Origin of the sequence: Vibrio sp. 10N.239.312.C11, from assembly GCF_041466065.1 — a bacterium.
Lineage (GTDB): Bacteria > Pseudomonadota > Gammaproteobacteria > Enterobacterales > Vibrionaceae > Vibrio > Vibrio tasmaniensis_A.
In genome coordinates this window covers 21,853-33,921 of the sequence record NZ_JBFSRZ010000017.1, presented here as the reverse complement: position 1 = coordinate 33,921, position 12,069 = coordinate 21,853, and the positions used below count along the sequence as shown (strand labels likewise).

Annotated in this window: 10 protein-coding genes; 6 read left to right on the top strand and 4 right to left on the bottom strand. The window is 43.1% G+C overall.

Going from position 1 to position 12,069, the window contains the following annotated elements; translation table 11 throughout:
• Nucleotides 1-58: 58 nt before the first annotated feature.
• From AB6D07_RS09755 to AB6D07_RS09740, 4 genes are all read left to right on the top strand, one after another.
• Entirely contained in the window at nucleotides 59-292 is a 234-nt protein-coding gene (locus AB6D07_RS09755) for a DUF3389 domain-containing protein (RefSeq protein ID WP_017102146.1), read from the top strand.
• A gap of 153 nt (nucleotides 293-445) precedes the next feature.
• Nucleotides 446-2,137, top strand: coding sequence for an SgrR family transcriptional regulator (locus AB6D07_RS09750; RefSeq protein WP_017102145.1), 1,692 nt, complete (start codon nucleotides 446-448; stop codon nucleotides 2,135-2,137).
• Between the two features lie 30 nt (nucleotides 2,138-2,167).
• Nucleotides 2,168-3,076 carry a DMT family transporter gene (locus AB6D07_RS09745; RefSeq protein ID WP_017102144.1) on the top strand — a complete coding sequence of 303 codons (909 nt, stop codon included), beginning with the start codon at nucleotides 2,168-2,170 and terminating at the stop codon, nucleotides 3,074-3,076.
• A 21-nt stretch (nucleotides 3,077-3,097) separates the two neighbouring features.
• Nucleotides 3,098-3,349, top strand: a complete 252-nt coding sequence (locus AB6D07_RS09740; protein WP_009845325.1) for a hypothetical protein — start codon at nucleotides 3,098-3,100, stop codon at nucleotides 3,347-3,349.
• A 78-nt stretch (nucleotides 3,350-3,427) separates the two neighbouring features.
• Here the strand turns inward: AB6D07_RS09740 and AB6D07_RS09735 are convergent, their stop codons facing one another.
• On the bottom strand, nucleotides 3,428-4,036 hold the full coding sequence (locus AB6D07_RS09735) for a DUF2238 domain-containing protein (protein WP_029222769.1): 609 nt from the start codon (nucleotides 4,034-4,036) through the stop codon (nucleotides 3,428-3,430).
• Nucleotides 4,037-4,236: 200 nt separating this feature from the next.
• On the opposite strand from AB6D07_RS09735, the gene AB6D07_RS09730 reads away from it, so the two are divergent.
• A complete protein-coding gene (locus tag AB6D07_RS09730) occupies nucleotides 4,237-5,076 on the top strand; it encodes an isopenicillin N synthase family oxygenase (protein ID WP_029222768.1) in 840 nt (279 codons plus the stop codon).
• 289 nt (nucleotides 5,077-5,365) lie between these two features.
• A complete protein-coding gene (locus AB6D07_RS09725; protein WP_017102142.1) occupies nucleotides 5,366-5,986 on the top strand; it encodes a DNA-J related domain-containing protein in 621 nt (206 codons plus the stop codon).
• A gap of 165 nt (nucleotides 5,987-6,151) precedes the next feature.
• Here AB6D07_RS09725 and mrdA read toward each other — a convergent pair whose 3' ends face one another.
• The 3 genes from mrdA to AB6D07_RS09710 all read right to left on the bottom strand — a co-directional run bounded on the left by mrdA (nucleotide 6,152) and on the right by AB6D07_RS09710 (nucleotide 11,993).
• Nucleotides 6,152-8,050, bottom strand: coding sequence for a penicillin-binding protein 2 (gene mrdA, locus AB6D07_RS09720; RefSeq protein ID WP_017102141.1), 1,899 nt, complete (start codon nucleotides 8,048-8,050; stop codon nucleotides 6,152-6,154).
• A gap of 243 nt (nucleotides 8,051-8,293) precedes the next feature.
• Nucleotides 8,294-9,967 (bottom strand): ABC-ATPase domain-containing protein, encoded by a 1,674-nt coding sequence (locus tag AB6D07_RS09715; protein WP_017102140.1) that lies wholly within the window; start codon nucleotides 9,965-9,967, stop codon nucleotides 8,294-8,296.
• Between the two features lie 118 nt (nucleotides 9,968-10,085).
• Nucleotides 10,086-11,993: a GGDEF and EAL domain-containing protein gene (locus AB6D07_RS09710; protein ID WP_017100546.1), complete on the bottom strand. Its 1,908-nt coding sequence runs from the start codon at nucleotides 11,991-11,993 to the stop codon at nucleotides 10,086-10,088.
• Between the last annotated feature and the right edge of the window lie 76 nt (nucleotides 11,994-12,069).

Here is a 12,069-nt window from a genome sequence, read left to right as displayed (position 1 = left end):
TTAGCTGTGTTTGTATTTATAAGAAGTAATCTGTATTTAAAAATAGTCCGAGAAATCCATGGTCATAACGTTTAAAAGTGGGAAAATCATCGCAACCGCACATGAGCTTGTCGTTCGTTTGGATGGTGAGCACAGAGCAACGCTACAAGCTCAAGTTGATGCAATCCAACTGATAGGAAAAGGGGCAAATGTCATTTCAGCCAATGGTTCTGAATGCAAGTGGTCGATTAAATTAGACAACGAACAGCAGCTTCGAGATATTGCCAATGAAATCGGCTGCGATGTGATGTAATCGTATACTGCAAAAGACTTAGACCTTCTATTTGAATCAAATATTAGGACACCATACCTAATAAATCGCAAGAAAATCACATCAGTAAGATTGATTTTAAGTCTTAAAATAGGGAAACTGAATTCAATGTCCTTTGAATAAGTTTTCCTCTTTATGAGCAGCCCAAGACTTCGCGTTCAATTTGAAACCCTGTTTGAATACTTCGATGGTAAAGATTCTGATGTTCAGCTCGACGACATCACGGATGTACTTTGTTGTACCCGTCGTAATGCCCGGATGGTACTCAATAAGCTTGAAGAAGAAGGATGGGTTGAGTGGTTACCTGCGGCTGGGCGAGGTAAGTTATCTCAACTTATTTTTAAGCAGAATCGTTGCGATGTCAGTGAAAACTTAGCAAGACGCTACTTACAAGAAGGTAAAATTGGACAAGCGCTGTCAGTGCTTGATCACAATGCAGCCAAGCTGACTCAAGTTATTCAAAATTACTTGGGTGTGCAATACCAGGAAGGTGAGCAGGTTATTCGTTTGCCTTATTACCGACCGCTTTCTATGCTTAACCCGACAAAGTCGATGCGACGATCTGAGCAGCATATTACCTGTCAGGTATTCAGTGGGTTAACACGTTTGGATGAGAACGATCAATTACAGCCCGATCTTGCTCATTCATGGCAAAAAATCAGCGATTATCAATGGCGATTCTTCTTGAGACCCGGAGTCCGTTTTCATAACGGAGAGCCTTTGTTAACTAATCATGTTGTGGATACGCTGCTAGCATTCGAACCTCTCAATATGTTCTCACATATAAAAGACGTCTCTTCTCCGGCAAACTGTGTGGTTGATGTCTTTTTAACGCGACCAGATAAACACTTCCCACTCGCTCTGACTGAATCCGTTGCCAAAGTCACCTTACCGATGATTTTACGTGGTGAAGACTACGATATTCGACCGATTGGTACAGGCCCGTATCGCATTGAAAAGAATGATGATAAACAACTCGTATTAACGGCTTTCAACGGATATTTTGGTTTTAGGCCATTGATTGATCGTGTTGAGGTTTGGGTTGTTGATGAGGCTTACTCTTCAATGGTTTACCCAAGCCTTTCTAAGCCTGTAATGGCGGATCGCGGCGATAGCGACGAAGTCGAACTTGATCCCGGCTGTACCTATCTACTGTTGAATCGGAAAAAGGGCATCGCACAAGATCCTGCATGGGCGCAATTTTTATCTAATACTTTGAATGCGGCCGATCTGTTTGTACACATTCCGAAAGAAACTGTTATCGATTTGGGAGTGTTACACGCTTATGGGATAAAGCCCGGTTGGTATGACATCAAGTTGAACACGCCGGTTTGTCCACCAGCGAATGCGAAACCAACCATTAGATTGGCTTACCAATGCCAACACCCAATGTTTCCAACACTTGCGAAGGCTATTGTTACAGTGTTGAAGCAATATGACGTCGACGTTGAACTTTATGGTTACGAAACCGATCCTCCACACGCCGATAATGTCGATATTTGGATTAATCCAATGGGTATCGCTAACAATAGAGATGACGCGTTAGCGGGCTGGTTGATGGATTACAGCTTTCTCGATGAATCTAGCCCGGCAGAAGACTTCGATCAATGGTGTCACATGATCGATCGTTGGCGCTCGGGCGAATTCGAGCAATTCCCAGCAAGACAGTTAGGTAAACAATTGGTGCAAAGCAATCAATTGATTCCAATGTTCCACTGTTGGTTAGGCGTTAACAAAGATCAATGCGGTACGCTGCAGAACGCAAAGTGTAATGCACTCGGTTGGTTCGACTTTAGCCAAGTTTGGGTAAAACCGGACGTTGACTAAGACCAGAGATAACTTGATTAGGACAACACGATGCAAACGGTGATGATCACATTTATAACGCTGGTGGCGTTTGCTGCCAATTCAGTGTTGTGTCGTTGGGCTTTGATGGATCAAACCATTGATCCTTTGAGTTTCTCGATCGTTCGTATCATATCGGGTGCCCTTACACTTCTGATTTTATTAACTTTGTCTTCCCACTCTAAGTCTAGAGAGGAGCTAGTAAACAACGACAAGTCGGTAGAGACAAAGCTCAAATTACCGTTTCAATTCACATCAATATTGTCACTCCTCGTTTATATGTTTGGTTTCTCGTTTGCTTACTTAGAGCTTGGTGCAGGTCTCGGTGCTTTGGTTCTGTTTGTCGCGGTTCAATTTACGATGATTGCCGCACACCTGTTAGCTGGCAATAGAATGTCATTGTTAGAGTGGTGTGGTTGTTTGTTGTCAGTTTCTGGGCTCGTTTACTTACTCATGCCGACGGATTCGACAAGTTCGCCCGATATAACCTCCATCATATTGATAGCTCTGGCTGGAGTAGGTTGGGGAATTTATACACTTGCGGGTAAGAAATCCACGAACGCGTTGCAATCCACTACTTGCAACTTTGCATTTAGCTCGTTAGTGATCCTTGTGTTAGTAAGCCTGTTACTTGTCATCCCTAATGTGGCATCGCAAATATCCATCACAGAACAAGGCTTGATTTACGCAATATTGTCGGGCTCAGTGGCTTCTGGTGTGGGTTATAGTTTGTGGTATTACGTGGTGAAAAAACTGGATACAGTGGTCGCATCCATTGCACAGCTTTCTGTTCCCGTTATCGCGACACTTGGTGGCGTTTTGTTGTTATCTGAACCTGTTACTATGCAATTTATTATCTCATCGACTGTTATCTTACTTGGGATAAGCTTGGTTCTTGTCGCACCTAAACTTAAGAAATAAAGGGTTCAATCATTAACTTCTATGGCTAAACCAAACAAAAAACAACCGACTAAAACGGTTCAGATTTTCTGTGCGAAATGCAAAACGCAACTTTTTAAATATCGGAAAGGCGGCAAAGGGGCGCTCGTAAAGTGTTTTAAGGAACGTATAGTCGAAGATTTCACAAAAGACCCTTGTGTGTGCCCTGAATGCGGAATTGAATTTGCGCGAGATACCTTGGTTCGAGGTACGCCTGCCTACAAGTTTGTGGGGGGCAAGGTAACTATGAAGTAGTACAGAAAAAAAATGCCGCAACACATCATGCGTGTGGCATTTGACATTGTTTTTTATATTCAGAAGAAAGGTTAGCGCTTAATGAGCTCTAACTCGTCCTTGAAGTTGCAACAGTAATAGCGAGACAATGGCACCCGTTGTATCACACAGCATGTCTTTCTGTGCATCCCAAATATCACCTTGTGAGCCAAGGAACGCGATACCTTCATCACCACCTGCAATCTCTGCATACCACCACTCAATAATTTCATAACCTGCTGCAACACTCATGATCGCAAATAGGGCAAAGAAACAGGCTGGTATCGGCTGAGCCAATTTCTTACGAATCAAATACTCTGCGAGTGGATAGGCATAAAGACCAATAGAGAAATGGGCTACTCGGTCAAAGTTATTGCGCTCAGAGCCGATAAGGTTATTGAACCATTCAAATGGCACTTCTGCGAAGGTATATTTTGCGCCTATCGTGTGCAAAATAAGCCAGATAAACATCAGAGCATAAGCTGTCTTAGAAAAGGTGAGCTTGGTGGATAGCCACCATATCCCGATAAGAATACCGAGAGCAGGGACGATCTCAGCGATCCAAACGGCTCTTGAAGATGGCGCAAAGGCTGAAAAGAGAAAGATAACAAGATAGACAGCAGTTAGTGAGAGTAGAGGTCTATTTTGAGCAAGTGGTGTAATTGTCATCATCAGATCCTTTATAAGTTTTTTGTATAGTTACACAATAATGAACGGTGTTCAATTGCGTTCTAATCACTAGATTTGTTGAAAAGTAGTGTTATCGCCCAGTATCTAGACAAACGGTTGGCGGAGTTTCACAAAAGTTTGATTTACAACAAAGCGATCCTTAAAATCATTGCATTACTACATAACAAGAAAGAAAAGTCATGAAACTGGAAACTGTCGATTACCTTGCTGACGACGCAGCAGAACAATTTGTTCAATCTCTACGTGAAACGGGTTTTGGTGTTCTTAAGAATCACCCCATCCCAAAAGAGCTTGTTGAGTCAATTTACGAGAACTGGTACCAATTCTTCATTTCTGAAGAGAAAGAGAACTTCCACTTCAATGTTGAAACACAAGATGGATATTTTCCACCTTCAGTTTCTGAAGTTGCTAAGGGCCACACTGTAAAAGACATCAAAGAATACTTTCACGTATACCCTTGGGGTCAGATTCCTGAACAGTTAAAAGAACAGATTCTAGATTACTACCAACGTGCTAATGCTTTTGCTCAAGAACTATTAGGTTGGGTTGAAGCACATGCGCCTCAAGAAGTACAAGAGAAGTTCTCAATCGCGCTTTCTGAAATGATTAATGGCAGCGAACAAACACTGCTTCGCGTTCTTCATTACCCACCAATGCAAGGCGATGAAGAGCCAGGTGCTATCCGCGCAGCCGCTCACGAAGACATCAACTTACTGACTGTTCTTCCTGCAGCAAATGAGCCGGGCCTTCAAGTTAAAGCTCAGAATGACGAGTGGTTAGATGTTCCATGTGACTTCGGTAATATGATCATTAATATTGGTGACATGCTTCAAGAAGCATCAGGTGGTTACTTCCCATCGACAACTCACCGTGTAATTAACCCATCAGGTGAACGCCAAGAGAAATCTCGTATCTCTTTGCCACTATTCCTTCACCCAAAACCGGAAGTTGTACTGTCTGAGAAGTACACCGCAAATGAATACCTAATGGAACGTCTAAGAGAGCTTGGTGTTATCTAATTAACTAGTTCCTTGTGCTAAAATTGGTATAGATATCAGAGGTCAGCAAAATTGCTGGCCTTTTTTTGTTTTTCCAAAGAGCTAAACCAATCATAGCCAATTACTGGTCACCTTAGCTGCGTAATTTTGATGGATAACGGGCTCTTGAGCCAAGCAATTGAATGTGGTGTTCCATTAAGCTCGACAAATCGTAGAAAATCGCTTTCAATTAAGAGAAGTCAGCCCACTGACCTAGGGCAATTCATCATGCCTAACAAGCTAACAACTTAATAACCCAAATGAGCCAACTATGTCGAATAATCAAGGTGTGAGAGCGAGCTTTCATAGCCATATGGAGAACCCTTTGCTCTGGCCCATTATGGAAGTGCTTAAGCGAAAACCAAGTGGATGGAAAGTACACACACTGGCGGCTCATCTAAACGACCTTGGGTTTATGCCTGTATTAGATGCAGCAGCCGAGAAGGAGTTATTTAAAAAGAACTTTCTCATCATGAATGCGCTGTATCAGCTTCAAGAAACGTTGCACCCTGATGGTTGGCTTCAAGTTCAAGCAATGGATATTGAATTGATGAATGGAAGCTATCATGGAAATAGCCACAGCATTGATCACCAAGAGCCACTTCGAGACTACTACACTAATTGGACTAACTATGAAGCGGATGAAGGTGAAGTCAAAAGGCTGCTGAACGAGTTTTGGACTCGGTACAGAAAGTTTGTTGGCGTTGATACGCTCAATTTAGATAAAAACCGTGCATTGAAGTTATTTGATCTCCCTGTAGACGCAACGCATAAGGAAATAAGAAAGCGTTGGCGACAGCTGGCGTTGCGGTGGCATCCCGATAGAGACGAGGGCAATACGGCAAAATTCCAGACGCTTTGTGAAGCGTGGCATGTATTACGAAGTTCATGATCGACGTAACTCTTACTGCGCTGTTTATTGACTCTTTAGAGTGAAATTTAAGCCCTATATATAAAATTGAAAAGCACCATGTTGTGAGTGACACAAGTGGGGCTTTGTCGTCATTACGCTTGTATTGTTACTAGGTTAAGCGTCGTTACAACTTCATTTATTATGCTATGAGTGATCTTTACTTTCGCCACTCTTATGTTCGAATGCATAGTCGAGTACTTTACGGATATAAGGAGCACCGACCTTGGAACCACCATTACCGTGCTCGATGACCACAGTCGCGACATATTCAGGGTGTTCGTAAGGTGCGAAGGCCGTGTAAAGCGCATGGTCTAGTAAATGCCGAGCCAGTTTCTTGGAGTTATAGACCTGATCTTTTGCAAGATCAAATACTTGGGCTGTTCCCGATTTACCGCCACTAGTGTAGTCAGTTCCTTTAAATGCACGTCTGCCGCTACCTCGACTGCCGTGGTTTACGAGTCGCATCGCATTAATAGGTACATCCCATATCTCGTCTGGTACTTCAGTGATCGACAGCATCGGCTCAGGTTCAACAAGTTTTTGCGTATCAAAATCTTCACCGTGATCTAAGGTAGCTCTCAAGATATGAGGTGACATTACCTTCCCATGGTTAACCAGTACCGAGGTTGCTTTGGCAAGTTGCATTGGCGTGGATGTCCAATACCCTTGGCCAATACCAATAGGGACGGTGTCACCTTGATACCAAGGTGTACGATAACGCATCATCTTCCATTCTCGAGTTGGCATGTTGGCGGTGCTTTCTTCATAGATATCGATGCCCGTAGGTTCACCAAAACCAAAGCGATTCATCCAACTTGAGATGCGGTCAATACCTAAATCAAAGGCGGTTTGATAGAAGAATGAATCCACCGACTCTTCAATCGCTTGAGTTACGTCAACAGGACCGTGACCCCAGCGTTTCCAGTCTCGCCATGATTTAGAGTTGCGTTTGGAACCGGGAATTTGCCATGAACCGTGATCATCACGAATGGTGTTTTCTGATATAACATGCTCTTGTAATCCAGCAACGGCCATAAATGGTTTGATGGTGGATGCTGGGGGGTAAACGCCCAGTGTGGTGCGATTCACCAACGGGTGAGCAGGGTCATTCAATAGACGTCGGTAGTTCTTACTCGAAATGCCGTCGACAAATAGATTAGGGTCATAACTTGGGCTAGATGCCATCGCCAGTACACTGTTGTCTTTTGGATCGAGGATAACCGCACTTCCGGTTCGGTGATCAAGTTGCTCAAATACATATTTTTGCAGTTCAAGGTCAATATTTAATACTATGTCTTTGCCTGCAACTGGCGGCACGTACTCAATAGTCCGAACAACACGGCCACGACTGTTTACTTCAACTTCTTGATAGCCTTTGGTTCCGTGTAGGATATCTTCGTAATAGCGTTCGACACCGAGCTTACCGATAATGGTCGTCGCTTGATAATTCGCTTCGATGCCTTTTTCTTCTAGCTTCTTTAGGTCACTATCATTGATGTGTGCCACATACCCTAAGACATGTGTCAGCACCTCTCCATTTGGGTAAAAGCGCTTTAAGTTCGTATCAATCGATAAGCCGGGGAATTGGTACTGGTGCACTGAGAACTTAGCAATCTCTTCTTCACTTAGGTTCTCTAATATAGTGACAGATTTGAAACGGCGCGTGTTGTGATAACGTTTTTTGAATCGAGCGATCTGCTCAACATCACGCGGGATGTATTTGTCTAACTTGGCGAGCATGGTATCGACATCATCTGTTTGCTCGGGAATCATCGTTAGATTAAATACAAGCTTGTTCTCGGCAAGCAACACACCATTACGATCGTAAATTAGCCCGCGAGTAGGCGCGATAGGCAATACTTTGATTCTGTTGCCATCAGCACGAGTTTGATAGCTTTCAAAATTGTCGACTTGAAGTCGGTACAGGTTGGCGACTAAGACGAGAGTGAACAGTAAGATCCCACAAAACGCCACAATTACACGGTTTTTGAATAGGTTTACTTCGATTTTATGGTCACGCATCTTAACGCGTTTATGATTCATTGAAGCCTCAAGAGTCTGTTACATTTAGTTACACCTATCGAGTCGGAACTTTATCTGAATATCGCCATAGTTTTGTAAAAGCTATGTCATGATTTTTGGGATTTCTATGATTAAAGCGCTGACCAACAATGTAGTCACGTAAAGAGTGGCCGAATCAGATAGAAATATAGGAATTGAACGCAAAAAAACGGCTCTCATAAATGAGAGCCGTAATACGAGATAAGGTTAACTTAACGCGACATATTAGTTCGAGTTGGAGTTCGAGTTCGAAGGTTTGAACTGAGATTTACGCATTCTGTTTAGAGCAGCCATTACATCTAAAACTCTTGGTTTCGCTAAGTCACCGTAGTTTGGCATGTTCACATGCCATTCATCGCTTAAGATAGCGCTAAACTCTTTAGCTGGGTTGTTTGACCAACCTGGAGTTTGTGCAAACTGGAACCAGGCCCAACCAATCGCGTTCACTTCTGACGTTGATTCTAACTGCTCTAATGCAGAAAGGTCCGCGAATTCCTTACCAAAACGCAGTGACTCTTTGCCTTTCGCGTTAACTCGGAATTTGCCGTCAGTAAGAATGTTCATCAATGCAGCGCGGTTTAACGAGCGAGGAACAAACGTTTCTAATGCGGTCTCACATTCGTTAGTTCGTTGAGTAGGGTGTTGAGCTATCACTTCTTGTGCTTTATCAGTTACGTCTACTGCTTGGTAGTCGTGCATTTGAATCACAGTGTCAGCCACGTCTAGGTAATCGCCAGATCCACCCATTACAACGATGGTAGAGATATCCATTTCTTGACGTAGTTGGCCAATACGGTCAACAAGTGGAGTGATTGGCTCAGCACCTTTTGATACTAGCGCTTGCATACGTTCGTCACGAATCATGAAGTTAGTCGCTGACGTATCTTCATCAATAAGTAGTGTTTGAACGCCTGCTTCAATCGATTCTTGTAGCCAAGCCGCTTGCGATGTAGAACCTGATGCATCTTGTGTACTGAAATCAGATGTGTCTTTTTGCATCGGCAAATGGTTGATGTAATTTGATAAGTTCAAGTTGTGAACACAGCGGCCATCTTCAGCGCGGATCTTCATCGTATCAGTCGCCGTCACGATACCTTCACGACCGTCACCAGGAATATGGTTGTAGATAGAACGTTCAACAGCGTTCAACAGCGTAGATTTACCATGGAAACCACCACCAACGATTAGCGTGATACCTTTTGGAATGCCTAGGCCAGTCACATCACCTTGGTTTGGCGCGTTTAGCGTCACACTTAAAGACTCTGGTGCTAGGAAAGGAACCGCGCCTTTCATTGGCAGGTCGCAGTTACCTGCAATACGAGGTAATACGCTGCCATTTGCTACGAATGCCGCTAGGTTGTTTTCTTCCAATTGAGCACGCAATGCGTCTTGGTCTTCAACAGCTTCACAATGCTTAATCATCGCTTCAATATTGAGTTCGCGTTCAAGCGTTGCGCGACGAATAAACTTAGGCAAATAGAATGTAATGATGTTGATTGCTTTCTTTGCAAGAATACTACGACCATCAGCGGGTAGGTTGATACGAAAACGAATTTCGATACCGTGCTCGGTGAAAACCACAGATGTGTTATCCAAAACAGTTTGGCCGGTTAGTGCGATAGACACGGTCACTTCTTGCTTAGCAAATTCAGAGAAGCTACGTGCAATGAAGTCACGTGCTGCTACTTGGTATTCGTAAGATTTTTCTTTAAGCCAATCTAACCCTGTTAACGACCAAGCGCGTGTTGCGCGAAAACGTGAAGATGATGCATACGGGTCACCTTGAACGTGGTCGATGTGTAATTCGAAATCAGCAAAGTCGTATTGACCTTTAATTTGTTGATATGCGCGGAAGTTTTGTTTTTCGAGCTTTTTAAGCTTTGCAGTCAACTGATCCATAACGAGGAATGCCTATATAAAGGGAAGATAAAACAGAAAGGCGGCGATTATAAAAATCACCACCTATAGAGTAAAGAGAAAGTAGGCCTAAATCCAAAACAAAGTGCTCTTTTTCGCCTTAAGCGTAACGAGTTGTCCCCAAATAGTTTTGATTGATTAAGCTGTGTTCGAATTCTTGGCTCGGCATTGGCTTGCCATAAAGGTAACCTTGTCCCACATCACAGCCTTCATTGATGATAAATTGCTCTTGAACTTCCGATTCTATGCCTTCAATTGTGACTTTTAAGTCGAGCTTTTTCGCGATTTGGACTATGGACCGAACGATCTCCGAGTCTTCCTGTGAGTTGAGCATTTGGTCGATGAAGCTCTTATCAATTTTAATCGTATCGAATGGGAATTTCTTAAGGTAACTAAATGAGGCATAGCCCGTCCCAAAGTCATCCAGTGACAATGTAACGCCAATATTGTGTAACGATTCCAATGTATTTTTCGCGACGACTTCATCTGCAATGAGGCAACTTTCCGTGACTTCAAGTTCTAAGAAATGAGGTTCTAGGTGATAGGTTTCCAACAGGTGAATAATTTGGTCTGCGAAATCAACATTCTTCAATTGAATAGCAGATACGTTTACGGCTATTTTGAAATCTTCAACGTATTCGGACCACTCTTTCGCTTGCTCTATAGCGTTGCGCAGAGCAAAATTTCCCACTTCGAAAATCAATCCGTTTTGCTCGGCCATGTGTATTAAAGTTTCGTTAGATATGTCTCCCAGAACGGGGTGTCGCCAACGCAGTAGAGCCTCTGCACCAACCCAGCGATGAGTCAACGGGCATACTTTAGGCTGAAAATAGAGCATAAGGTCATCATTACGAACCGCTTGGAGTAAATAACCTTCAATCTTATTAATATGACTTTGTTCTTCAGCATGAGACTGAGAATAGTAAGCGAACTTCTGTCCGGAATCTTTACATGCCAACATCGCTTCTGAAGATTTTTGGATAATACTGTCAGCACCATCGTCGTGCTCAGTAATCGCAATCCCTATAAAGGCATGCAGATGAATTTTGTCACTACCAATGTCAAATTCTGAATGACCGACTTTTACCAGTGTCTGGCATAGTTCTTCGATACGTTGGTGCAAATCTTTAACGCTGAACGCCAACACAAGGTCAACCGAAGTAGGGCGCGCAGTTAATACCTCGACATCAGAGATACTGTCGATGCGTTGTCGGTATTCAACAAGCACTTGGTCTAACGCGTTGTAGCCATATCGAGCTTGAATGCGCCTGCCATTAGTAAATCCAATATGGATTACTGCGAGTGAGCCACCAGTAAACCTTTGTTGTGACAACAACTTCTGATCTAAGCGCGACTCAAAAGCACTTCGGTTCAAAAAACCCGTGCCGAGATCGTGATTTTTTTGGAAATTGATCTCTTGTTCTGCCGCTCTGCGCTTATCAATCTCTTGGTTTAATGAATAATTAAGACTCGCGAGATCTTTAGTGCGAGTCGCAACTCGGCTTTTTAAGTCACGATTCATTTGAGTGAGCTTAGCGTGTTGAAACAAGGTTTTTAATTGAGATTCTATAGAGGTGCGAAAGCTTTCTAATAGCTTAATATAGGTAGGCGTGTAGTGATTTTCTTTCGAGTCCAAGATACAAATGGTGCCGAACAATTCGCCGTTAGGCCAAAATAGCGGAATGCCACAATAAGAGATTAAGCCAAGCTTTGTGTCGGGGTTGTTTTTCCAATCAGCATCGGCAAGCGCATTGGGTACTAAAAGCTGCTGCTGAGACTCCATCACTGTTTCGCAGTAAAGGCCATTTCCTAATGTTTCAGAATCGCCTTTGTTATAAGGGTTATCCTGACTGTGGCTGGTAGAGAAAACTTCAATGTAGTTGGTATGAACACGCATGATAAGTGCAGCAGGCACTTGAGTGATTTGAGCTAAGAGGTCGACAATATTTTGCCAGCTGGAGGCCATATCGTCAGGGATATCTAAGTCTATCGTTTTTATCTTCTTCATATGACTCCGAGTCAATTATGCTAAATGCATCAACACATCCTGTGTTAATTAAGATGAACCAAATAAACTGTGAATA

Coding starts and splice junctions, on each gene's coding strand:
- AB6D07_RS09755 (WP_017102146.1), top strand. CDS start 59: ATGGTCATAACGTTTAAAAGTGGGAAAATCATCGCAACCGCACATGAG.
- AB6D07_RS09750 (WP_017102145.1), top strand. CDS start 446: ATGAGCAGCCCAAGACTTCGCGTTCAATTTGAAACCCTGTTTGAATAC.
- AB6D07_RS09745 (WP_017102144.1), top strand. CDS start 2,168: ATGCAAACGGTGATGATCACATTTATAACGCTGGTGGCGTTTGCTGCC.
- AB6D07_RS09740 (WP_009845325.1), top strand. CDS start 3,098: ATGGCTAAACCAAACAAAAAACAACCGACTAAAACGGTTCAGATTTTC.
- AB6D07_RS09735 (WP_029222769.1), bottom strand. CDS start 4,036: ATGACAATTACACCACTTGCTCAAAATAGACCTCTACTCTCACTAACT.
- AB6D07_RS09730 (WP_029222768.1), top strand. CDS start 4,237: ATGAAACTGGAAACTGTCGATTACCTTGCTGACGACGCAGCAGAACAA.
- AB6D07_RS09725 (WP_017102142.1), top strand. CDS start 5,366: ATGTCGAATAATCAAGGTGTGAGAGCGAGCTTTCATAGCCATATGGAG.
- mrdA (WP_017102141.1), bottom strand. CDS start 8,050: ATGAATCATAAACGCGTTAAGATGCGTGACCATAAAATCGAAGTAAAC.
- AB6D07_RS09715 (WP_017102140.1), bottom strand. CDS start 9,967: ATGGATCAGTTGACTGCAAAGCTTAAAAAGCTCGAAAAACAAAACTTC.
- AB6D07_RS09710 (WP_017100546.1), bottom strand. CDS start 11,993: ATGAAGAAGATAAAAACGATAGACTTAGATATCCCTGACGATATGGCC.